Source organism: Paenibacillus sp. J22P15, assembly GCF_056269345.1.
Genome location: NZ_JBWDNT010000003.1, coordinates 487,016 through 511,668, shown reverse-complemented (window position 1 = coordinate 511,668; position 24,653 = coordinate 487,016). Strand labels below are relative to the sequence as shown.

Here is a 24,653-nt window from a genome sequence, read left to right as displayed (position 1 = left end):
ACTATGACCCCGCCTTCTTGCGTTTAATGAACGAATATGTGAATTTAGCAGATACGAACAAGATGAGCACCGCTTGAATGATACTTGAAACCTCCAGCGGCACATCTGTATTACGCTCCATGCCCATTCCGCCTGTCTGCAGCGCAGCAAGCAAAATTGCTGCAAATGCGGTACCTAACGGGTGTGATCCGGCGAGCAATGTAGCCATGATTCCAGACCAAGCATATCCTGGTGAGGTTAACGCTCCGTCCAAGTAGCGATATTGCGTGCCAAGCACCTCAACAGAGCCTGCTAGACCAGCAAAGCCGCCGCTCACGAACATACTAAGCAGCATCATTTTTCCACGTTGAACGCCGCCGTAGCTTGCAAACAGCGGATTGCCGCCGAGCATTCTAATTTCATATCCCTTTACCGTATATCTCATGAACAGGAACAGCAATATCGCCCCAACAACAGCAATAATAAAGCCGCCATGAAGGCTCATTCCTTTAAATAGCTTCGGCAGCCAAACGCTTTGATCAATCATAACGGTTTGCGCCATTGCAGCAGAACCTGTACGATCCTTGAGTGGATACGATACGATATAACCAGCAAAGAGTGTAGCTATATAATTGAGTAATAATGTCGTGATGAGTAGATTCATTCGGAATCTAGCATCGAGCCAGCCTGCGAAAGCCGACCATATTCCCCCGGAAATAATTCCAGCAATAATAGCTGCAACAAGCTTAAACCAACCCGGCCCTGGCAAATAAATTGCCGTTACCGCTGCGCTGAGCGCACCGAGTACCATTTGCCCTTCCGAGCCCATGTTGAAAAAACCAGCACGAAAGGCAAGGGCAACACCGAGCCCTATAAGAATAATAGGTGTAGCTCTACTTAATGTGTTTGTAAAAAAATAAAAGTTGCCGAAAGCGCCCTTCCACATTTCCGCGTAAGTCTCCGTAACGGAGCCTCCGACGATTACGATGGCTATTGCTCCAGCTGCTAGTCCGATGATGACAGCCAAAAGCGGCTGCAACAACGAACGTCCGAATTGTACCAGCTTATCCAACCGCTTTTCCTCCCGCCATTAACAAACTAATTTGCTCCTCAGTAGCCGTGTCAGCATCCAACTCGCCGACAATCTTACCTTCGTACATGACCAAAATACGATCCGAAAGCTTCAAAATTTCAGTCAGCTCAGAGGAAACGAGCAATATCGCTCCGCCCTCATCCCGCTTCTTCAGAAGCTCGCCATGAATAATTTCCATCGCACCGACATCAACACCGCGCGTTGGCTCAGCTGCAATTAGAAACGGCGTCCTCTGTGCAAGCTCCCGCGCAACAATTAGCTTCTGAAGGTTTCCGCCTGATAAAAACTGAGCTTTTGTAGACAAGGAGCCCGTTTTGATTTCGAAGCGTTTAACCCATTCGCCAACCATCTGACGAATACTCGTCCCATTCAAAACACCGTATTTCTGATGTTTATCCGTATGCCCCATCAAGCCGTTCTCGGTTACGGTTGCATCCTTTGCAACTCCCCATTGGTAACGGTCCTCTGGAATATGAGCAAGTCCGCGATCACGAATAACACCAACAGACGAACCTGTAACATCTTGACCAAGCAGCTTAATTGTACCTTCATTCGGCTTCATAAGACCTGATATCGTTTGCAGAAGCTCCGACTGTCCATTGCCCGAAATACCTGCAATCCCCACAATTTCTCCTTCATTCACATAAAGGGAAACGTCGCTGAGCAGCGGTTTTGTCTTGACACCAGGGATTGAAACATTATCCACCTCAAGCACAGGCTTGCCTGTGTTTGCCTCATTGCGCGATATATGTACTAAATCCCGGCCAACCATAAGCCGCGACAAATGTTCAGCATTTGTGTCTTTCACATCGACTGTCCCCGTAACCTTGCCATCTCGAAGCACGGTAACGCGGTCAGCGACTTCCATAATCTCCTGCAGTTTATGACTAATTAAAATAAAACTTTTGCCTTGTGCAGCTAATCCTTTAATAGCAATTAACAGCTCTTTCACTTCGAGCGGCGTTAATACGCCTGTTGGTTCATCCAAAATAATAACTTCTGCACCCTGATAGAGCACCTTTAATATTTCCACTCGCTGCTGCATGCCTAGAGAGCAATCAGCAACCTTCTTCCAAGGATCTACTGGCATCCCGTATAGCTTGCCTAGTCGTTCAACCTCCAAAGCAGCAGCCTTCCGATCGAAGCCTACCATTTTGGAAGGCTCGCGCCCAATGACTATATTTTCAGCGATCGTAAACGTAGGGAATAACATGAAATGCTGGTGAACCATTCCAATTTTATGTTTAATCGCTTCCGCAGGATTCGCAAACGAAACCGGCTTTCCTTCGATTCGAATTTCACCGCTTGTCGGACTTTCCATCCCGTATAAAATACGCATTAACGTCGTTTTTCCAGCACCATTCTCACCAACTAAGGCATGAATTTCGCCTTTTTGCAGCGAAAACTGAACATTACTATTCGCGGTTACGCTCCCATATGACTTCGTAATGCTGTCCATTTGCAGCAACATACAAAAGCTCCTCCCTTTTCAATGCCGATATAAACAAAAAAAACTGCTTCCTCGATTGCTGAGGAAGCTTTCATGCAACAAGCAAACCGGCTGCATAGTAGCAGCCGGCACGACATTCTATTGAGCTAACGGATTAGTTACAACAATTTTACCAGATTTAATGTCTTCAGCGATAGCTTTAACTTTATCCACATTTTCTTGACCTATAAACGGGCTAAGCGGCGATGTGCTGTCTTTTGTTACGAATGTTAAGCCTACGCCGTCTTCTTTCAAGCCATAATCTGCAACGCCGAATGCGAAGTTGCCTTCAACAAACGATTTAACTGTTTCATAAGCTACTGCGTCCGTGCCTTTCAATTGAGAAAGTACGATATGCTCTGGATCCTCTTCTGTACGGTCAGTATCTTGACCGGAAGTGAAGAAGCCTTTTTCCTTCGCTGCTTCAAACACGCCATTGTCACCAACAGCTGCCATACCTGCGATAAAGTCAGCGCCTTTAGATTGTTGAAGCAAGGCAAGCTCTTTACCTTTAACCGGATCCGCGAAGCTGCCTACATAGTTGATAAGGAATTCTGCATCTGGGTTCGTGCTTTTCAAGCCTTGTTCAAAGCCTACTGTATATTTGCTTAGTAGTGGAGCATCCATTGCTACAACTGCACCCACAACATTTGTTTTAGTTGAAAGACCTGCAAGTGCACCCATCAAGTAAGCAGCTTCATGCTCACGGAAGTTTACGCTGCGAACGTTTGGAAGATCAACCACTGTATCGATAACAGCGAATGACTTGTCCGGATTTTCAGCAGCAACTTTCTTAAGCGCATCCTCTGCTTGGAATGTTGCAGTAATAATCAAGTCATAATCTTCTGCTACCGTTGCACGAAGATTTTGCTCAAAGCCTGCTGGGTCAGTAGACTCAATTGTTTTCACTTCAGCGCCGAATTCCGTACCGGCTTTCTTGAAGCCTTCATCCATCAATACAAAAAACTTGTTAACACCGATTTTTTCGGGCAATACAAGAGCGATTTTTTTCTTTTCCGCTTTGTCGCCTGCACCGTTATTGGCTGCGTTTCCTGCATCATTTTTGTTTGATCCGCAAGCTGCGACAAGCGCAACCATTAGAAACAACGATACCGCTAAAGCAAATGCTTTTTTCATCGTAATCTCCCCTAAACATTTGAATGTATTAATTCCTTTTAATCCTAGTTTTTTTATCGGAATTTGTCAATCCAATTATAATCGACAAATTTCTAGTTTATTCTACACTAAATTAAGCCACATTAATAATGAAATGTGAGAATAGTCACGAATTTGTAACATCCGATTCCATATTTCTACTCATATGCTCAAATAGCTGAACACCCTGCTCCATATCCGAAATGGACAGCCCCTCGAACAGCTTATGCATCAGCTTAAATCGTGTCGACTCAATAAAATCTATAATTTTCATTCCTTCGTCCGTTAATGCCAGCATCACTACACGCCGATCTTTCTCGCTTCGCTCACGTTTCACATAGCCAAGCTCTATCAATCGATCTGCAATGCCCGTGACGCCCCCGCTAGTAATATGAAGCTGTTCAGCCAATGCAGATGCCTTCTGTGCTCCCGTTTTCCCTAAAATAATTAGCATTCTCCCATGGGTTATCCCTAATCCATGCACATTATGAGTGTGCCATTCGGTATTAATTTGTCTCCTTACTTGACGAAAAGATTCGTCCAACCGCCTCATTAATTCCTGTCTTTCCGCACTTATAGCTTCCATGCAATCACCAGCCTATCTACTAATTCTTATAGTCTTCTATTCATATTATACCGCTCCTATCCGCGTTTAACTAACAATCTTCACTAAAATATATAAACGCATCAAACAAGAAGGAGCTGTCCCAAAAGTCATCAAAGATGACGATGGGATAGCCCCTTTCTATTCCTAAATTCACTACGCAATCGAATGATCTTCCGATCGCTGTTGTTCGCGGATTCCTGAAATGAATTGGCCGAGGAAGGAATCCGCGAACAAAGGCGACCGCTGGCGCTTCTCCAGAATCATTCGACCTGCTCCGCTTAGTTGAACCTTGAAAATTTTAAAAGCAAAAGCCCCCCGCCGTTCATCCTGCTTATATACCTAGTTTGCTTTGAATATGACCCATAACGCTTTCTAAGCCATTCAGCTCGAAGCCATATTGAAACAGCATACTCGTTTCCGTGAATCGTTGCTCAGGCGTCTTGGCTCCCATTACGACAGAAACTAGACGTCGTCCATCTTGCTTCGCCGTACCCGTAAAGCAATAACCTGCCTGTACGGTATAGCCGGTTTTCAAGCCATCGTTGCCGAGGAACGCATAAGGCATGCCGCTTAGCATCAGGTTTGTCGATTTCAATCTCTGTGAATTGCTTGCCAACGTCACGCTGCTGCGACTAGATACCTCCAAGATTTCAGGATATTTCTTTAGAAGATAAGATGCCAGCGACGCGGTATCCTTCGCCGTCATCACAGTATCGCCTGACGCTGATGCTGCAGCGAACGGCAGCAGATCTTCCTTGCTAAGCCCCGTTGCATTAGCAAATACGGTTTCGTTGGATAAGCCCAGCTTTACTGCCCGTTTGTTCATTAATTGTACAAATGCTGCCTCACTGCCGCTTACATGTTCAGCAAGCGCAACCGCTGCATCATTCGCAGAATGGATAGCCATCGCATCAAAAAGCTCTTTAACTGTATAAGTCTCTCCCGCTTCAAAACCGATCTGAGAGCCAGGCACTTCAACAGCATATGAGCTCGCAGTGACTCTATCTTTCCAATTAATTTCCCCTTCGCTTGTCATGTCCAGAATAATAAGCTCTGTCATCAGCTTGGACATGCTTGCAGGCGGAAGCGCCTCATTAGCGTTCTTCTCGTAAAGTATTTCACCTGTGTTCAAGTCTATTAAAATAGCTGAGCTTGAATCTAATTGCAGCTTCGATTCGACTGAAGACCCTTTAGATGAAATCAAATAAGCAACACAAGCTATAACACCAATTGCCACAAGCAATAATTTCAACGCTGTCCCAAACTTTGTATTAAATGTCCCTTGCTGCATATTAAACGTTCCCCTCTCACTTTCACTTCTATACGACCAAGTATAGAAGCATCAGCTTAAGGAGACTGTAACCAAATCATAAGAAAACCTTAATTATTAGTTAATAATCGGCAAGGATACGCGAAAGAGCGTTTGATCTGAATCGCTGGATACTGAAATTGAGCCTCCATGTTTATCGACGATACCTTTGGCTATTGCTAGCCCTAGGCCGGAACCGCCAGACCACTGCGTCCGTGATTTATCTACGCGATAAAACCGATCGAAGATATGAGGCAAGTCAAGCGTTGGAATCGGCTCTCCGAAATTGATTACTTCAACGATCACTGTCCTTTCCTCTACCTTAGCCGTGACAATAACCTGTTTGCCTTCTCTGCCGTAATTCATGGCATTGACAATCAAGTTCTCGAATACACGTACAAGCTTTGCAGCATCCCCCTTGATCATGATGGACGTTTTATCAACTGCAAGCTTGCTCATCATACCTGCTTCCTCTAGCGGCAGTCGAAATTGCACCAACAGCTGACCCAGCATTTCAATTAGATTGAAATTTGTTACCTTTAGCGCAGCCGTATCATGGCGCATTCTTGTATATTCAAACAGCTCATTAATGAGAATATTCAGCCGTTTGGATTTTTCATATGCAATTTGTACATAATGGCGCAGCTCTACCTCGTCGCGATATCGGTCCTGCTCAATTAATCCTAAATAGCCGAGTACCGATGTAAGCGGAGTACGCAAGTCATGTGAAACATTTGTAATGAGCTCGTTTTTTGTTTGCTCCGCTTTCCGTTCTTCCTCAAGGGCAAGATGAAGCCGGCTAGCCAAGCTGTTCACATTAGCTGCCATTGGCCCAAATAGGTTGTTTTTCCTTACTTCAATTTTATAATCCATCTCATACGTACCATCTGCTATTCGGCTAACCGTCTTATTCATTTGGCCAAGATAATGAAACAGCCTCCACTGAAAAATTATAAAGAACAACAAAAACAGCAATATGCCTGCTCCTGCAACAATAAATTGCTGATTAGCTAATGAATTAGCCATTTGATAAAGAACTCTCATAAATCTTATATTATCGATAAGCCACGATCCGAAGCTTAATAATACAAATATCGAAAAAACGGATAGCACAGCGCTTGCAAATAAATGAAACAACGAACGAACGACTAGTTTTAACGTGATATTATCCTTCAATTTTGTAGCCAACCCCCCAGACGGTAATAATCATTTTATCGCCCAGCTCCTTCTCCAGCTTATCTCTGAGTTTGCTAATATGCACCATCACCGTATTATTTGAATCAAAATATTTCTCTTTCCATACCTGCTGGAAAATATCCTCTGCGCTGAACACTCTGCCCGGTTGACCAGCCAGCAAATGCAATATGCCAAATTCAGTCGAAGTCAAATGCAGCGGCTTCCCATCTATCTCCGCGGTATGACTCAGCTTATCGATTCTCAGCGGTCCTAGGCGAAGCTCTTTATCAAGCGATCTGCTTGCTCCTGCTTGCCCGCTGTACTGATAGGTTCGCCTTAACAAAGAACGAACCCGCGCAACAAGCTCAAGCGGATTAAACGGCTTGACCATATAGTCATCAGCGCCTGTCATTAGCCCCATAATTTTATCCATATCCTCAGCTTTTGCGCTAAGCATTAGAATTGGCACGGATTGATCCCGTCTTAATCGTCTGGTTGCCTCCAGACCATCCATATTGGGCATCATAATATCCAATATAACGATGTCAAAAGGAGCCTTCGCAAAAGCAAGCAATGCCTGCTCCCCGTCATAGGCCTTTTCAGTTACAAATCCTTCGTTCCTCAAATAGATCTCTATAAGATCAGCAATTTCCCGCTCATCATCAACAATCAATACTCGTCTGTCCATATGCGTGCGCCCCCTCAACCGTCTTCAAATTGTTAACCAAGTAACCACTGAGCATACTATACCTGAATAATCAGCATGATGTCCCGCAGTTCGTCTGATTATCACAATGTTTAAGTGATTCTTAATGTATTTTTAACATTTACGCATGAAATTCCATTCTTCCCCTGTTATAGCCAACGCTTGTCCATTGTGATAAAATCGAGAGTATTGATATTTTATTCAGCATATAGGGGGAACTTACATGGCGGCCAAAAGAATGCGTTCTGACATGATCAAAAAAGGATTCGACCGCGCACCGCATCGCAGCTTGCTTCGCGCTGCAGGTGTAAAAGAGGAAGATTTCGACAAGCCGTTTATCGCGGTTTGTAACTCGTATATTGATATTATTCCTGGTCACGTTCATCTACAAGAGTTCGGCAAGCTTGTTAAGGAAGCGATTCGCGAAGCTGGCGGCGTTCCTTTCGAATTTAACACAATCGGCGTTGATGACGGCATTGCGATGGGTCACATCGGTATGCGTTACTCCCTTGCCAGCCGTGAAATCATTGCTGATTCCATCGAAACAGTCGTAAATGCGCACTGGTTTGACGGAATGGTATGTATTCCGAACTGTGATAAAATCACTCCGGGTATGATCATGGGCGCACTTCGCGTCAATATCCCGACTATGCTTGTAAGCGGCGGACCTATGAAAGCGGGTAAAACATCCGACGGTCGTTCGATTTCACTTTCCAGCGTATTTGAAGGCGTAGGCGCTCACCAAGCTGGTAAAATTAATGATGACCAACTGATGGAGCTTGAACAATTCGGTTGTCCGACTTGCGGCTCTTGCTCAGGTATGTTTACAGCTAACTCCATGAACTGCTTGGCAGAAGGTATGGGACTTGCTATGCCTGGTAACGGCACAATTCTTGCTGTATCTCCGGAACGTAAAGAGTTCGTAAAAGACGCAGCACGCCAATTGATGAAAATTATCGAGCTTGGCATCAAGCCGCGCGATATCGTAACAAAAGATACAATTGACAATGCATTTGCTCTAGATATGGCAATGGGCGGCTCAACAAATACAGTTCTTCATACGCTTGCAATTGCGCATGAAGCTGGAATCGAGTACCCAATTGAGCGCATCAACGAAGTGGCTGAACGCGTTCCGCATTTGGCGAAAATCGCTCCTGCATCCGATTATCACATTGAAGATGTGCATAACGCAGGCGGTGTAAGTGCAGTCCTTAATGAGCTATTCAAGAAAGAAGGCGCTTTGCATGGTGATTGCATGACCGTTACCGGCAAAACGCTTCGCGAAAATGTTGTTGGCTGTGAAATTCAAGACACCGACGTTATTCATACAATTGACAATCCGCATACAGAACGCGGCGGCTTAGCTGTTCTGTTCGGTAATCTGGCTCCTAATGGCGCTATTATCAAAACAGGCGCAGTTGACAAGTCCGTTGGCGGCTACCATAAAGGTCCTGCAATCTGCTTCGACTCCCAAGACGATGCGCTTCACGGCATCGCTAACGGAAAAATTAAAGAAGGCCATGTTGTCGTGATTCGTTATGAAGGACCACGCGGCGGCCCGGGCATGCCAGAAATGCTTGCACCAACCTCACAAATCGTAGGTATGGGACTTGGCGCTAAGGTTGCTCTCATTACTGATGGACGTTTCTCTGGCGCATCTCGCGGCATCAGCATCGGCCACGCTTCTCCTGAAGCAGCTGAAGGCGGCCCTATCGCTTTTGTAAAAGACGGCGATATTATCGAGATCGACATGAACAACCGTACGATGGATCTTCTTATCAGCGATGAAGAGTTCGAGAAACGCCGTTCTGAATGGCCAGGCTTCGAACTGAAGATCAAACGTGGCTACTTGGCTCGTTATGCTCATCTTGTTACATCCGCCAGCACTGGCGGCGTAATGAAAATGTAGTAACAATTAATATACAAAACAATAAAGGAGTGCAAGCTGGAAACAGCCTGCACTCCTTTTGTTTTGTATATCTTATCGTGGATGATAGCAACATTCTTCAACGTTATATCGCTGTTGTTTTCGTACCTAGCTGAGCAGCTTCGTCGGCAGCTGCGCCTAATGTTCTCTCGACCGTTTCACTTATATCTTGTATCAAGCTCAGCTTCGTCGTAGCATACTGTCTAATGGTTGCAGCAGGCATTAGCAATATACGCGGCGAAATCGTTTCTCTCTTTTTCTTGCTCCTCGCTGTTTGCTTTGTGTTTGTCAGCACTTTAATCAATATACGCAAGTAGACACGCGTCGACTTGGCGAACCAGCCTTCAGGCAGCTGGAAAATTTCAAATCCTAGACGATCAGCTCCGCGATGGATCATCGTTACTCCATACACAGCTTTAATATCGCTTGCCTCCGCATCATCAGCAAGCTGATTTGCAAGCAGCGGAAGGGCTTGCTCCACTTCACGCAGCATGCGAATACCTGTAGCTACAGGAGATTTCGAGGTCGCTGCAATTGTCGACAATTTTTTGTTGTCAAAATGCAGTTCAGCAACACGGTCTCCCTTCGAGACGCGCCCGCCTTCTGCTAATTCAATATCTTGACCGTTATAAGTGATGACACGATAATGAAAGGCTGCTTCGTTGACATCACCTACTGTTTTTAAACGGAAAACGACGTGAAACAGACGCTCCCACATCAACCAAAGCGATATGATCGCTTTCTTCCAGATTGAAGTACGTGCAGCACGCGCAGCATCGGTTAACTTCATCATTTGTTCAATGCCTACAAAACGATAGCCTTTCTTAGAGCCTTCCTCTAAATAAGCTTCAAGCGCCACAAGCATATTTCTCGGAGCGTCCTTGTCAGCTCCGAAAGTCATGCCGCAATCATGCAAGAGTAAAACCTCACCCGGTTTAAGTTTCTTGAGCATTCGCTTCTTCAATTGCTCCGAGCCTAGACGAATACGCCAGTCTCCGAACATCGCAGACCATAAAATAATTTGTAAATGTCCTAAGTTTCCATAATCGAATACGTTAACGATTCCCCATGGCGGCCGGTAATAAGTTGAACGCGACCCGGTCGCTTGCTCAATAATGTCAATGGTACGCTCGATTTGACGCTTAACCGTCCGAGGACGCATAACCCAGTTCGATTTATGAACGTAATTATGAACGCCAATATCATGACCCTCTTCCTTCATCCGCTGAAGCAGCTTTTGCTGACCCTCAGCGTGCGAGCCTACAACGAAGAAAGTCGCTTTTGCATTATAACGCGCTAGAAGATCGAGCAATTGGGGCGTGTAAATCTCATCCGGTCCATCATCAAACGTCAAAGAAATCTCTTTCTCCACTCGGCCCTTCTTGAAAACACGAAACCCAAAAGTTCGGCTAATCAGACCTGGAAGAAACGCATAGAAGGATGCGACGTATAATCCCCATAGGAACAAATTTTCCATTTTGTTTTCCCCACCGTTATATGAATTAGTCGACGAAATAATAGCAGTACAAAACAACAACAGTAACTTTTATTGTATCATAATGCAATAAAAAATAGGCACATTTTTATAAACTATAGTACAATCTTTATGGAAATATGAATATGGAAAAAGAAGGAGAATCACTATGCTGCCCTTTTACAAAAAGTATTGGCGAACTGCCTTTGACATCGCGCTCATTGCCCTAACCGTTTATTTAATTATGTTTTCCTTCAGCTATTTGTACCGCATTGCAACGCCTATATTTTTCTCTTTTCTCATCTTCTTATGTATCGAACCGCTCGCCAAACGGCTAAATAAGCTTGGCATGAAAAAATCGATTGCCTCTGGTATTTCAGTTCTGCTTTTTACACTGATTTTACTTACCGCCTTCTCCGGTGCGGCTTTCTTGATTACGAAGCAAGGAACCGAGCTGGTTGAAAACTTCCCTAAATATCAAGAAATGCTTGCCATTCAGATTGCTTCGATTACCGAAGAAATTCAAACCAGATTTGGGAACATGCCTGCAGATTTGGATCTGGTTCAGCGCTCCAAAGATCTTATTGAAGGAGCCTCTGCTACATTAGCTTTATTCGGAAAAAATGTATTACTTACCATTATCGGTTACGTGTCATCCTTCTCTACATTCGTTTTCAATTTTGTGGTAGGTATTATATTAGCTTACTTCTTAAGTATTGAAATTACGACTTGGAAGAAAACGGCTGAAGACAAAACACCGAATACGTTTAAATCCGCCTTCTTTTTCCTTCGCAACAATGTTTTTAAAGGTATTGCACTTTACATTAAAGCTCAAGCAAAGATGATCAGCATCACGTTTATCGTCATCTTGATCGCACTCTTGCTGCTTCGGGTGGAAAATGCTTTCGTCATTGCTGTAGTATCGGCCATCTTTGATATTTTGCCTTTGCTCGGCGTAGGTACCATTTTCATTCCATGGATTATTTATTTAATCATAGTCGGTAAGATTTCGCTTGCCATATGGTTGTCAGCATTATTTCTTGTTGTTGTGCTTACCCGTCAAATTCTTGAACCCAAAATTACGGGCGACTCCTTAGGCGTATCTGCCTTTACGATGCTCGCTTTCATGATTGTGTCCTTATCGCTATTCGGTGTTGCAGGTGTGATCTTGTCACCTATTCTTATGATCTTAATTAAGGCTTTGTATGATCAAGGCTACTTCCACCGCTGGATTCATGCTCCGCTTGGTGAATATGATATTCCCGGCAGCATGTCTGACATTGCACCTATAGAAAAGCAGGATGAAGATAAAAAGGAATAAATTGCACACCAATGCCGAAATAGAGCGATGCCTTCACAGCGGATAATATATTCGCTGTGAAGGCATCGCTCTATTCTTTTGTGGCTATGGTAGCTTGCTGCCATCAGCAATGGAATGGCGGGCGGCAATATCCATGACGCCGCGGAAGAGCTTAGTCGCCTGATGTGAGCTGCCAGGCGGCTTGTTCTCCACGAGCACGGCGATAGCGTATCGTGGCGCTTTAACCGGGCCGTAGCCCGCAAACCACTGGTGGTTGCGAGCGATTCCGGCCCGAGTCGTTTCGGCGGTGCCGGATTTGCCGGCCACCGCCCACAGCCCTTGGCGGATCGATCGACCGGTTCCATGGTCGACGACCGCCTGCATGCCGCGCAGCAGCGTATGCGCCGTGGCCGGTTTAATCCGGCCGCGGCTCGCTAGCGCACGCTGCGCGGGCAGCTTCACCATCCGCTGGCCGTTGGCATAGCGGATTTCACTGACAAGGCGCGGCTCCATCACGCGCCCCTCGTTCAGCAGCGTTACAATCAGATTCGCCGCCTGAAGCGGCGACATCCTTACATCACGCTGCCCAAGCGCGCTCTGCGCGAGCACGCCGCCATCGACGGCCGCCAGCATCGCCGCTTGATCCCGCACCTTCTGCGCGGCGTCAAGCTTGCCGCGCCGCTTCACACCGTGCTTCTGCCCGGTATTCCCACCCTCTGCTGCACGATTATCTCGTTTATTCAATTCGGTATGCGCAGCTGCAAACAGCTGTCCACGCTCTTCTTCCTCCAACAGTCTCAGCGGCGCGTTGAAAGGACCAAAGCCTTTATCACGATGCCAGCCTGCTTGCTGTCCGATACCGAGCAGGTCGGCAGTACGTTTCATTTCCTTTGCTTTGAGGCGCTCTGCCACTGTTGCAAACACAATATTACATGACTGTGCGAGACCTTCCTTAAGCGTTAAGCGCCCATGCCCTCCTTCCTTCCAGCAGGACAAGCCATATTTCCCGTATTCACCATTGCAAAAAAACGTTTCATGCTGGTTCACCACACCTGCCTCCAGTGCTGCCGCCTCTGTTACAAGCTTAAAGACCGAACCGGGCTCCACCGCTTTGATCGCATGATTAGCCCACTCACTCCCGTCCGAGCTTTGGAACTGCCCCGGCTTCAATTGCGGCCTTGATACCATAGCAACGATATCCGCATTTTTTGCATCAAGCACGACAATCGCGCCCTCCAGCAGTCCTTGTTCATCCACGTAAGCTTCAATTTCATTTTGTAACTTCAAATCGATCGTTGTCATCGCTTTTAGCGGATAGTAATGGTTGCCCGGCTGCGTAATTCGTATATCAAGGCCGTGCATCGGAGCGTTACGACCATCCAAGAAAAAAGAAACGGATGTCGCTCCCACTCCATGCAGAAGCTTATCGAGTGACTTCTCAAGTCCCGAACCTCCCACTTGATCGACCAGTTTTCTTTTACCGCTTACAAGGTCTTTCGCGTGTTTAGCTTCCAGCCATTCCGGATGCTGACTAGTAAATCCAATCAGATGCTTAGCATCAAAATAAGGCAAATATCGATTTCGATAAGGAAGCACACGAATTCCGCTTACCTGAAGCTTAGTTATGCGTGCAATTTGATCATTGGTCAACCGCATAGGAGACTGTTCGCCATCCGCCTTCCAAAATACAGGCTCTCGACCTTTGTCCCACTTCTCTCGCAATTGCTGCTCGGTCGTCCCTAATAAGCGGCTAAGCTCGCCTATATCTTCTTCTTGATCTTTGATATCCGTCCGAATGGGAAATAGTGCAATTGCTGAGTAAGTTTCTCCTGTTATCGCTTCTCCATGTCGATCATAGAAGTCGCCCCGTCCAGTATCGAGCACCAAATTACGCTGACGCTGCTGAACGGACAATCTTTGCCAGCCTCCTCGGCTGGCTGCAGGGGAGAGAACTGCTGCCGAAGAGCTTCCCGGCATCAGCTGAATCCAAGCAAGACGTCCTATATAGACCAGCATGACGAAGCTGATTAGACAAGCAGCTATAGTTATACGCTTAATCATATCCAAACCCCATCCTGCAATTCTCCTTTTTATAGCTGCCAAAAGCTCTGAGAGCGGCTTATTCCATATACGCTCATTATTTCCTTCTGCTGTTGACCTTCAAACATCAATCCTCTTAAAAAAAAGAGCTGCTCAGCAGTAAATGCCTGAGCAGCTCATCTTCAAATCTTATTATTTCATATCCATGATGCCAAATGAATTAATCAATCTTAAATTGAGAAAGTGTATTTTTCAGCTCGCGAGATACCGTATCCAGCTTCTCGGATAAACGCACCATACCTTCACTGATGCTAAGTTGTTCCGAGCTAAGTGAAGCCACTTCTTCTGAGGTAGCAGAGGACTCTTCGGCTACCGCGCTTACGTTAGTCATTGCTTCACCTAATACAATCTGCGATTCATCTAACTGACCAATGGAATCTGTTACGTCATCCAGCTTTTTGACCATTGCACCCATTTGACCAGATACTGTAAAAAATATTTGATTCGCTTCTTTGACGGAACCGATTTGTTCTTGGAACAGTGGGTAAGCGTCTGACAACACCAATACGGTCTCGTCGATCTCGCCTCTAATTTTCTCCGTAATTTGAGCAACCACGTCAATGGATTGACGACTTTGGTCAGCAAGCTTGCGAATTTCATCCGCGACAACCATAAAACCTTTACCTGCAGCGCCTGCACGAGCTGCCTCAATCGTTGCATTCAATGACAAAATGTTCGTTTGTTTTGTTAAGCTGTTGAGCACGTCCAAAATTTTAACGATTGAGCCCGTGCTTTCCTTCAGCGCATCGACCTTCTCCACCATCGAACGGGTCATTTCTTCCGTCATGCTGGTCTTCTGAATGAGAACGCCCATATAACTCGTTCCTTGCTCACTTGCTTTCTCAACCGCTTGTGCAGATTGAACCATCTGTTCATTGGCAGCAATCACATTTTTCATTTGCTCATTGATGTTGCCTGTCAGGTCAGTGCCTCGCTCCGCTTCAACAGCTAAGCTCGTTGCTCCACCAGCGATCTCCTCTGTAGCGACTGCGATTTCCTTAGCGGAGATCGCTGTTTTTCTCGATGCATCCCCAAGCTCATTTGCCGTATTCAGCACATCCTCAGCTGAAACGGTCGTCTGAACAGCCAAAGCCGTAATTTGTGTCATCATGAGATTAAAGCTTTCGCTAAGCTCACCGATTTCATCTTGTCGTTTCTTCATCACCGATCGAACGGTCAGATTGCCGCTTGCTCCCTCAGTCATCAGGTTACGCAATCTCACAAGCGGCTGGGCAATGGTCATGATAACAAGTATTCCGATTGCAATCGCAATTAGAGCAGCAATAAATACAGTAATCCATGTCAAGTTTTGAATCGCTTTAGCGTCTTTGATAAGCTCATTTACCGGTACCGTACCTACAAGCTTCCAGTCCATTGTAGCAAAGGTTTGATAGCTGGCAAGTACGTCTTCACCGCTATTTGTTTTCATTTTTAAAGAACCTTCAATTCCTTTATCCCCATCGGTCGGCAACGTAATGTTCGCTGCCTTTCCGATCATTTCTTCATTACTATTTGTGATGTATTGGCCATTAGCATTCACAATGTCAAGCTGACTGCCATCGCCCAGACGAACATCACTAAAGCGTTTGGCTATCGTAGCCGTCTCAATTTCCAGCAGTAACACATAGGATCCTTCACTTGAAGCTGAATCTTTAATCAAGCGACTCAATCCTATTGCAAACTTGCCATTTGGGTCGGATAAACCTTCTGCTTGTGGTGGAATCCAGTTCGTTTTTCCCGTAAGTTCAATTGTTTCCTTAAACCACGCTGTCTGCATTAGCTTCTCTGCACTGCTAGCCATCGCATTGCCTGCTGTGATTGGTACCAAATCTGCCTTGACAGGCAATAACATCGCTGAGGAAATCGTATTATTGCCCATTATGTAGGATTGTAATTTATCAGCTAGCTTGCGTGAAGCTTCGAATTTCCCATAATCATCTTTGCTTGTTTTCATCATCCTTACACTTTCATGAAAATCTTTATCTATTAATATTTGCAATGACAAGTCCTCATACGTTGAGTAAATAACATCAAGGTTATTGGCTACCTGCTTGATCGTTTGAAAGCTTGCTTCCGACACTTTATTTTCAACGATCTCTTTCGATTTTGTATATGCCATTTGGCCTACTGCTAATACACAAGCAATAATACTGAAAAAGATGATTAAAAAAAGCTTCATCCCTACCGATTTAATCGGATTCGATAATTTCGTACTTCTCACAGAATCTTTAGCAGCACTTGCTGCTTGTGAAAGCATTTTTATTTTTAATGACGCTTTCATTAGTGATCCAGATTTTTCTTCATTTGTACCTTTTCTCTCTCTCTCCTGTGTTTTCTTCTGAGAATTCTGTTTTTGTTCTTCTTTGTTTTCCATTAGGAAAGACACCGCCTTCAATATTATAAGTCTGAAATAGGTCGTTTGTTTCTAGCGTATCTTGCCGAATTATGTATTTACAGTCTATTATTTTTATATCGACATTTACTAGTCAATTTATAATAATAAATAATAAAAAAAGAGTCTTATTTTTTAATAAAATAAGACTCTAGTCATGGTTTTCTTTTCTGCTATTTCCTAATTTTTTTCCTCATCATATCCATCGGTTTAACTGGTTTAAGGGTACGTATCCGAATATGCTGCAACGGATGACGTGCAGCATCGAGTGCATTACCGTCTGTATCCGTAATTTCTGTTACGGTTTGCTTGAAGAATGTACCTTGTGGACCAACAAATTCGATTTCCTGTCCGAGTTTAAAATGATTGCGCTGCTGTACGGTTGCAAAACCTGTTTTTGTATTGTAGTCTAACACAACTCCAGCAAAATCATAAGGGGCAGCTTTTTCCTCAGGCTCGTAAATATGATCCTCTGATCCTGGCGTATCTAGGAAGAAACCCGTATTAAGCGGACGATTAGCGGCCTTATTGATTTCCTCTACCCATTCCTGCTTCAACTCGAAATGCTCTGAATCAGCGAAATAAGCATCAATGGCTTGTCTATATACGTTAACGACTGTCGCCACATAATGGATGCTCTTCATTCGGCCCTCAATCTTGAAGCTGTCCACGCCAACTTCAATCAACTCTGGCAAATATTCGATCATGCAAAGATCCTTAGAGCCCATAGTGAACTTATCTTCTTCTTCCTGATACATTGGCAAATCATCAACAAACAAATCATATTTCCAGCGACATGACTGACAGCAACCGCCGCGGTTGGAATCCCGATCCGTAAAATGATTCGACAGCACGCACCGTCCTGAGAACGATGAACACATGGCACCATGTATAAATGCCTCGATTTCAATATCAACATTCTTTTTAATTTCTGCGATTTCCTTGAAGCTTGTCTCACGACCAAGCACAACGCGGGGCAAACCTTCATCCTTCCAAAATTGCACAGCTTGCCAGTTAAGCGTCGATTGCTGCGTGCTCAGGTGAACTTCCAGCTTCGGTGCTACTCGCTGCGCCGTTTCAATAATGACAGGGTCAGCAGCTATAATAGCTGAGATTCCTGCGTCTTCCAGAGCACGCAAGTAGTCCTCTAGCCCATCTACATCCTCATTGTGCGCATAGATATTCGTAGCGACAAATACCTTAGCACCATAACGGTTTGCAAACTCGACGCCTTCCTTCATTTCTTCAAAGCTGAAGTTGTCAGCATTAGATCGCAAGCCATACTTTTGTCCGCCGATATAAACAGCGTCAGCACCATAATGAATCGCAAATTTCAGCTTCTCCAAATTACCAGCTGGTGCGAGAAGCTCCGGCTTATCCAACCGATGACGTTTGCCTTGATAGCGAGGTGTTGTCTTCTCAATCGTTGTCAATTTTGTTCCTCCTAAGTTTTGCGAAGCAAAACTCACTTCGTAAGCATTATCTTTTGTTTTGCGAAGCAAAACTCACTTCGTAAGCATTTATTTATTAATAGACTTGTTCCTTATAAAAGAACCCATAGCTTAGCTCGCGTTTCGGGTCCTGTGCTTGTTTAATATCATCCAACCATTGTTCTTCGAATTTGTAGTTTTCGGGGTCAGCCAAATAAGCATCAATCGCCTGCCGATAAGAGCGCACGACGATCTCGTTATATTCGATTGACTTCATTAGCCCTTCAATCTTCAAGCTGTTTACTCCACATTCTAGTAGCTCATGAAGGTTCTCTACCATACAAACGTCATCCGAGCTCATGATATGTGTTCCGTTCGCATCCTCGTAAATCGGATAACGCTCATCCTTGCGCTCGGCCTCCATTACGTATAATCCGCGATCCTTATCCTTCATAGGCAGCCGCTCCGGCTCCAATTGATGTTCCATATAACTATCAACAAGCGAACGCTTGGAATGATATATATTCGTCATGCCATGGACATGAACTTGAACCTCAAGCTCCGAGCCTGAGGCCGTCTCAATCACCTGTTCCATGTTCAGCTCACGAGCCAGCACATACCTCGTTGCTCCTCTGCGGCCCCAATAATTCGCAGTTACATAATTTGTTGAGGTCATTTCCGCATTCCAATGCAATGCTATCCCAGGAGCATATATTCTAGCAGCCATCAACACAGCAGGATCACCGAATATAATCGCGTCTACACCTATATCAGCAAGCTTTGATACATACTCATTTAAAGAATCAACTGCTTCGTTGTCCATAAGATTGTTAAGTGCTGCATATATTTTTACGCCCTTTGGCTTCGCAATCTTTACCGCCTGCTCTATCATTTCCGTGCTAAATTCACCTGCTAATCGCATACCGTAGCGTGCTTCACCAACGACAAAAGCATCCGCACCTGCCGCTATGAGCCTTTCAAGCTCCTCTATCGATGCCGCGGTAGCTAACAATTCCGGCTTGTACGCCATTCATAATCCTCCTTAAAAATTTCGAGCAAGCCCCTTTTCTTAATCATTGTGAGCGCCTACTCCGCTTGCTGATTACTTTTCTCGATGTTTCTCAAATGCTCTTTATACGTTTTTGCAAACAAGTGAGACTGACTGCCGTCCTTCTTGGTTACATAAAAGAAATACTCCGTATCCTCAGGATATATAGCTGCTTTAATTGATTCAATACTAGGACTAGCAATTGGTCCCGGAGGCAAACCTTCTACTTTATACGTGTTATATGGACTGTCTACTAGCAAATCCTTCTCATAAAGACGTTCTTTTGGTTTATCCAATGAATATTGAACTGTAGCATCAATTTGTAGCTTCATACCATCAGCAATTCGGTTATAGATAACGCCTGCTACAAGCGCTCTTTCCTCATCTACTACAACTTCGCGCTCAATGAGTGATGCGATCGTCAGCATGTCATGAAATGACATTTTTCTCTCATCAAGCACGTCCATCCAGCCCTCAGGAAGCTCAGCAAGCTTCCGATCAAGCTCAAGCACCATTCGTTTAATAATATCAGCTTCTGTACTGTCCTTTTTCATTTCATACGTATCGGGGAAAAGATAGCCTTCAAGACGCTGATGCAGTTTATCATTTTCCGGGATAGCGCGAGCAGCCTCCGCATCGCCCCAGTTTTTTTCTGATGCAACTAAACCAATAAACTTTTCCTTGTCAATCAGCTTCTCTGCTGCAAGCTTGTCAGCTATTTGCAGTACCGTAAAGCCCTCAGGTATCGTGAAGCGAATCGTTTCCTCTGCTACTGTATCGCCAGCGTTCAGCTTAGCAATAATTGCGTCATTTGTCATGCCGGGACTAAGCTCGTATAATCCTGCTTGAAATCGTCCGCCTTGATCGTTCAACTTCAAATAATACTTAAATATAAAAGCATTTTTTATTAATCCTTGCGATTCCAATAAATCTGCAACCTCATTCGCCGATGTTCCTTTCGGAATATCAAACTTCTGAACCGCTCCAGCAGCAGTCGGCTTCAAGTTACTCCATACATACAAAGCCACGCTTCCTGCACCGATGATCATAATCCCAAGCAAGCTTAAAATAACCCATAAAGTGATGCGGCTTTTCTTCGGTCCTGATGAAGAATATTGCTCAAGCCTCTCTGATGACTTGTCCAAACTTAGACCCCCTTATCTTTATTCCAACATGTTCGGTATGTCGATATGCGCAGGCGAAATGGCTGAGACCATGCTCTGGTGGCTCAGCTAAAATTGCAGTAAAACCAGAAATGAGTCGAAAAATATTTCCATAATTCAGCATTTGGCTCTAAACATGGAACAAAAGAGCGGTTATTGGCCGCTCTCTCGTTAAATGCATATACGTGTACTCATTAAGGACGCTCATCAGTTGCAAACAACAAATCATCATAAGCTTCTGATGCTGCTTCCCACTCTTCGTCATTCTCGATGTTCTCAAGCTGCGGTTCACCGTTTACTTGAATAACACGGAATAGCTCAACATCATCTTCACCGCGCATTGGGTCCGATTGAAGGGCTGCATAAATGCGATCCCCAAGCTGAAACTCAGCTTTAATATCGTATACCTCAACACTGCCGTCATCTGCTTCAAGCTCAATTGCATTGCCAAATGCCGTTATTAGCGTATTCAACTTCTTTGGTGCTTCATGCTCTGTGCCGGACATTAGTCTTCTTCCTCCATCTCACCAAGGAGGGTATTAAATGTTTCCTCAACTATATTCCATTCTTCTTCATCTTCAATGGTATACAGCTTTAGATCATCGCCTTCTTCTTCATAACGGAAAGCATATACTTCATCTTCCTCGTCATTTTCGCCAGTGAGTGGAACCACCATCATATATTTCTGATCGGAACCATCAACTTCAAATTTCATGATGACTTCGAATTCTTCTTCATTTCCTTCTTCATCCGGGATATAAATAATTTCCGGCTCTTCGAATTCCATCTCTTGATTTGTCATGTTTACCCTCACCTTTTCGCTTTAGAATCGAGATAATTTTGCAAAATGAGCGTTGCAGCCATTTTGTCTATTACGAGCTTTCGCTTCTTCCGGCTGACGTCCGCTTCAATCAGCGTCCGTTCGGCAGCTACCGTTGTCAGCCTTTCGTCCCAAAGGTGAACAGGTATGTTTAGTTTCTGCTTAATCTGTTCTGCAAATTCAATACAAATTTCCCCACGCGGACCGACGGTTCCGTTCATGTTCTTCGGCAGACCTACAACGATCTCGCTAACCTCATGCTCCTTAACTAGCTCTGCAATGCGGTCAAACTCGCTAGCGTCTCGTCTGCGTTCAATCACTCCAGTTCCCTGTGCGGTCCATCGAAAAGCATCGCTGACAGCAACTCCTATGTTGCGGTCACCATAATCCAATCCCATCAATCTCATGTCTTGTCCGGTCCCTTCTGCGAAACGATAGCTAAGCCTCCTAAGGAGGGCTTTAGCCGTTTACGCTTGTTGTTTCTTATGGTTTAAGTAAAACCGGACAAGCTCTTCAATTAATTCGTCTCGTTCTTTCTTACGAATTAAACTTCTGGCGTTGTTATGCCGCGGTATATATGCGGGATCTCCGGACAGTAAATACCCAACGATCTGGTTAATCGGATTATACTCTTTCTCTAGAAGCGCTTCATGCACCGATAGCAAAATATCTTGAGAAGATTCAACCCCCTCCGCCTTCACGTTAAATTTCATTGTTTTGTCCATGGAACTCATCGCCAGCACCTCGCTTTCCAAACCGCTTTCTAATGAGATATACAAACACATCATATCACATTTGTTTGACTCAGAACTAGTTCTTCTGCAAGTTTCAAAGCTTCTTCCAGCTTTGATGTATCTTTTCCGCCTGCTTGTGCCATATCTGGGCGTCCGCCGCCACTGCCGCCGCAATGAATTGCAGCTTCTTTAACGATTTTTCCAGCGTGGAATCCTTTTTTGATCAAATCTGCAGAAACCGCAGCTGCAAGATTAACCTTGTCATCTGAAATCGCACCAAGCACGATAACGCTTGACTCAAGTTTAAGCTTCAACTCATCAACAATGCCGCGTAGCGCATCCATTGAAGGAGCATTCACTTTTGCAGTCAGAACGGTAATTCCATTCACAGTCTTAGCATTTTGCTCAAGTGAACCTGCCTCAATACGGCTTAACTTCGCTTGAAGCGACTCATTATCGCGCGAGAGCTCCTTCACTTGACCGAACAATGCTTCGATGCGTTTAGGCACATCATTTGAATTTGATTTCAAGAGGGAAGCCGATTGTTTGAGAAGCTCAAGCTGACCTTCCAAATAGTTATACGCATGTTTGCCTGTAACGGCTTCAATTCTTCGCACGCCTGAACCAATTCCGCTCTCACTGAGCAGCTTGAAGATTCCGATTTGCGATGTATTGCTAACATGACAGCCTCCGCAAAGTTCCAAGCTGTAGCTGCCAACCTGAACCACGCGCACCTCTTCGCCGTACTTTTCGCCAAACAAAGCCATTGCACCCATTGCTTTAGCTTCACTCAGTGATTTCGTATCGATCGATACCGCCGTACCCAGCCATATTTGCTCATTAACACGACGTTCAATTTCAACCAACTCTTCAGCTGTTATGCTGCCAAAATGGGAGAAGTCAAAGCGCAAGCGCTCAGCTTCGACTGAAGAGCCTGCTTGATTGACATGATCACCAAGCACCTCTTTAAGAGCTTTATGAAGCAAATGTGTTGCCGTATGATTTTTGATAATATCATCACGTACCGCTCTCGTAACAACTGCCTCAGCGGCTTCGCCGATACGAATAGTACCTGACGCAACAACGGCGTGATGTACGCTTTGGCCATGAGGCGCCTTTGTTACTTCTTCAACTTGAAGAGTAAAGCCTTTGCCCGTAATCGTTCCTGTATCGCCGATTTGTCCGCCGCTTTCTGCATAGAAAGGCGTGCGATCCAAAATCACGATAACTTTGCTGCCTTCTGAAGCTGCTTCAACCAACAAGTCCTCATGAACGATGGCAATGATTTTGGATTCAGTTACCAATTCATTATAGCCAACAAACTCACTTTTAACCGTGAAATCACCAAGCGGACCGCCCTGAACCTTCATGCTTCCTGTGTCTTGGCGAGCCGCGCGAGCCCGGTCGCGCTGTGCTTCCATTGCTGCATCAAATCCGGCACGATCAACCGTCATGCCATTCTCCGAAGCATAGTCCTCCGTCAAATCGAATGGGAAGCCGTATGTGTCATACAAACGGAATGCATCGTCTCCGTTAATCTCTTTTTTACCATCTTTTGTTGCTGTTGCTACCAAGTCGGACAGCATAGCGAGTCCATCTGACAAAGTCTCATGGAAACGTTCTTCTTCCGTACGGATCACTCGTTCAATAAATTCGCGCTTCTCGACAACCTCTGGATAGTAAACGCCCATTACCTCGCCTACAATTGATGTCAATTCATGCAAGAATGGACGATCGATGCCGATCGTTTTTCCATAACGTACAGCACGACGAAGCAGACGACGAATAATGTAGCCGCGTCCTTCGTTTGAAGGCATAACCCCGTCACCAACAGCGAAAGCTACTGTACGAATATGGTCAGCGATAACTTTCAGCGCCACATCATGCTCTTCGTTCACTTTGTAGCTTACTTTAGCAATTTCACATGTGCGGTCGATAATTGGACGGAATATGTCCGTGTCGAAGTTCGAATCCACATCCTGCAGGATCGAAGCAAAACGTTCAAGTCCTGCGCCTGTATCAATATTTTTAATTGGAAGCGGTGTATAACTGCCGTCTTTATTATGGTTGAATTGCGAGAACACAACGTTCCAAACTTCTAGAAAACGCTCATTCTCACCGCCTGGCCAACATTCTGGGTCCGATAAGTCACCGTATTTTTCGCCGCGGTCATAAAATATTTCTGTACAAGGTCCGCAAGGGCCCTCGCCAATATCCCAGAAGTTTTCTTCTAGCTTATAAATACGTTCAGCTGGAAGTCCAATTTTTGTATTCCAGAAAGCAAACGCTTCTTCATCCTCTGGATATACGGTTACCGACAAGCGGTTCGGATCAAAGCCGATCCATTGCGGTTCAGTTAGAAATTCCCACGCCCAAGTAATTGCATCTTCTTTAAAGTAATCGCCGATCGAGAAGTTGCCAAGCATTTCGAAAAAGGTATGGTGGCGACGAGTTTTACCAACGTTCTCGATATCATTCGTACGAATACACTTTTGCGAATTGGTAATACGCGGATTTTCTGGAACGACACGCCCATCGAAATAAGCTTTAAGCGGTGCCATACCTGCATTGATCCATAAAAGTGACGGGTCATTATGCGGTACAAGCGATGCGCTTGGTTCAATTTTATGGCCTTTGCTTTCAAAAAATGCAAGCCACTTTGCACGAATTTCACTAGCTTTCATTGGTGTGAGCCCCCTTCAAATATTAAACACAAAAAAGCCCCTGTCATAGACAGGGACGAATAGAATC

At 44.9% G+C, this 24,653-nt stretch carries 20 protein-coding genes; 2 read left to right on the top strand and 18 right to left on the bottom strand.

Annotated elements, in window-relative coordinates; genetic code table 11:
- Position 1 precedes the first annotated feature (1 nt).
- From AC0YN6_RS10690 to AC0YN6_RS10660, 7 genes are all read right to left on the bottom strand, one after another.
- The gene (locus tag AC0YN6_RS10690; protein ID WP_475746764.1) at positions 2–1,051 is read right to left on the bottom strand and encodes an ABC transporter permease; all 1,050 of its coding nucleotides are present in this window, start codon (positions 1,049–1,051) and stop codon (positions 2–4) included.
- A complete protein-coding gene (locus AC0YN6_RS10685; RefSeq protein ID WP_475746763.1) occupies positions 1,044–2,543 on the bottom strand; it encodes an ABC transporter ATP-binding protein in 1,500 nt (499 codons plus the stop codon). Before AC0YN6_RS10685 ends, AC0YN6_RS10690 begins: the two co-directional genes overlap by 8 nt.
- Before the next feature lie 117 nt (positions 2,544–2,660).
- A complete protein-coding gene (locus AC0YN6_RS10680) occupies positions 2,661–3,698 on the bottom strand; it encodes a BMP family lipoprotein (RefSeq protein WP_475746762.1) in 1,038 nt (345 codons plus the stop codon).
- Between the two features lie 145 nt (positions 3,699–3,843).
- Positions 3,844–4,269, bottom strand: coding sequence for a MarR family winged helix-turn-helix transcriptional regulator (locus AC0YN6_RS10675; protein WP_475746865.1), 426 nt, complete (start codon positions 4,267–4,269; stop codon positions 3,844–3,846).
- 385 nt (positions 4,270–4,654) lie between these two features.
- Entirely contained in the window at positions 4,655–5,614 is a 960-nt protein-coding gene (locus AC0YN6_RS10670; RefSeq protein ID WP_475746761.1) for a D-alanyl-D-alanine carboxypeptidase family protein, read from the bottom strand.
- A 96-nt stretch (positions 5,615–5,710) separates the two neighbouring features.
- Positions 5,711–6,808, bottom strand: coding sequence for a sensor histidine kinase (locus AC0YN6_RS10665; RefSeq protein ID WP_475746760.1), 1,098 nt, complete (start codon positions 6,806–6,808; stop codon positions 5,711–5,713).
- Positions 6,798–7,496: a response regulator transcription factor gene (locus tag AC0YN6_RS10660; RefSeq protein ID WP_475746759.1), complete on the bottom strand. Its 699-nt coding sequence runs from the start codon at positions 7,494–7,496 to the stop codon at positions 6,798–6,800. The genes AC0YN6_RS10665 and AC0YN6_RS10660 overlap by 11 nt, the downstream gene beginning before the upstream one ends.
- A gap of 241 nt (positions 7,497–7,737) precedes the next feature.
- Here AC0YN6_RS10660 and ilvD point away from each other — a divergent pair, with 241 nt between their 5' ends.
- The gene (ilvD, locus tag AC0YN6_RS10655) at positions 7,738–9,423 is read left to right on the top strand and encodes a dihydroxy-acid dehydratase (RefSeq protein ID WP_475746758.1); all 1,686 of its coding nucleotides are present in this window, start codon (positions 7,738–7,740) and stop codon (positions 9,421–9,423) included.
- Positions 9,424–9,526: 103 nt separating this feature from the next.
- Here ilvD and AC0YN6_RS10650 read toward each other — a convergent pair whose 3' ends face one another.
- Positions 9,527–10,918 (bottom strand): polysaccharide deacetylase family protein, encoded by a 1,392-nt coding sequence (locus AC0YN6_RS10650; protein WP_475746757.1) that lies wholly within the window; start codon positions 10,916–10,918, stop codon positions 9,527–9,529.
- A 166-nt stretch (positions 10,919–11,084) separates the two neighbouring features.
- Between AC0YN6_RS10650 and ytvI the strand changes: the two genes are divergently transcribed.
- Entirely contained in the window at positions 11,085–12,236 is a 1,152-nt protein-coding gene (gene ytvI / locus AC0YN6_RS10645; protein WP_475746756.1) for a sporulation integral membrane protein YtvI, read from the top strand.
- Positions 12,237–12,320: 84 nt separating this feature from the next.
- Here ytvI and AC0YN6_RS10640 read toward each other — a convergent pair whose 3' ends face one another.
- The 10 genes from AC0YN6_RS10640 to alaS all read right to left on the bottom strand — a co-directional run bounded on the left by AC0YN6_RS10640 (position 12,321) and on the right by alaS (position 24,586).
- The gene (locus tag AC0YN6_RS10640) at positions 12,321–14,276 is read right to left on the bottom strand and encodes a peptidoglycan D,D-transpeptidase FtsI family protein (RefSeq protein WP_475746754.1); all 1,956 of its coding nucleotides are present in this window, start codon (positions 14,274–14,276) and stop codon (positions 12,321–12,323) included.
- 199 nt (positions 14,277–14,475) lie between these two features.
- Positions 14,476–16,689: a methyl-accepting chemotaxis protein gene (locus tag AC0YN6_RS10635; RefSeq protein WP_475746753.1), complete on the bottom strand. Its 2,214-nt coding sequence runs from the start codon at positions 16,687–16,689 to the stop codon at positions 14,476–14,478.
- Positions 16,690–16,880: 191 nt separating this feature from the next.
- The gene (locus tag AC0YN6_RS10630) at positions 16,881–18,140 is read right to left on the bottom strand and encodes a peptidase U32 family protein (RefSeq protein WP_475746751.1); all 1,260 of its coding nucleotides are present in this window, start codon (positions 18,138–18,140) and stop codon (positions 16,881–16,883) included.
- Positions 18,141–18,234: 94 nt separating this feature from the next.
- On the bottom strand, positions 18,235–19,167 hold the full coding sequence (locus tag AC0YN6_RS10625) for a peptidase U32 family protein (protein WP_475746750.1): 933 nt from the start codon (positions 19,165–19,167) through the stop codon (positions 18,235–18,237).
- 56 nt (positions 19,168–19,223) lie between these two features.
- On the bottom strand, positions 19,224–20,330 hold the full coding sequence (gene mltG / locus AC0YN6_RS10620; RefSeq protein WP_475746749.1) for an endolytic transglycosylase MltG: 1,107 nt from the start codon (positions 20,328–20,330) through the stop codon (positions 19,224–19,226).
- Between the two features lie 212 nt (positions 20,331–20,542).
- Complete coding sequence (locus AC0YN6_RS10615; RefSeq protein WP_475746748.1) at positions 20,543–20,854, bottom strand: DUF1292 domain-containing protein; 312 nt, start codon at positions 20,852–20,854, stop codon at positions 20,543–20,545.
- A complete protein-coding gene (locus AC0YN6_RS10610; RefSeq protein ID WP_475746747.1) occupies positions 20,854–21,150 on the bottom strand; it encodes a DUF1292 domain-containing protein in 297 nt (98 codons plus the stop codon). Before AC0YN6_RS10610 ends, AC0YN6_RS10615 begins: the two co-directional genes overlap by 1 nt.
- An 8-nt stretch (positions 21,151–21,158) precedes the next feature.
- Positions 21,159–21,575, bottom strand: a complete 417-nt coding sequence (gene ruvX, locus AC0YN6_RS10605; RefSeq protein ID WP_475746746.1) for a Holliday junction resolvase RuvX — start codon at positions 21,573–21,575, stop codon at positions 21,159–21,161.
- A 60-nt stretch (positions 21,576–21,635) separates the two neighbouring features.
- Positions 21,636–21,902 (bottom strand): IreB family regulatory phosphoprotein, encoded by a 267-nt coding sequence (locus tag AC0YN6_RS10600; RefSeq protein WP_076270873.1) that lies wholly within the window; start codon positions 21,900–21,902, stop codon positions 21,636–21,638.
- A gap of 50 nt (positions 21,903–21,952) precedes the next feature.
- Positions 21,953–24,586, bottom strand: a complete 2,634-nt coding sequence (gene alaS / locus AC0YN6_RS10595) for an alanine--tRNA ligase (RefSeq protein WP_475746745.1) — start codon at positions 24,584–24,586, stop codon at positions 21,953–21,955.
- Positions 24,587–24,653: the final 67 nt, after the last annotated feature.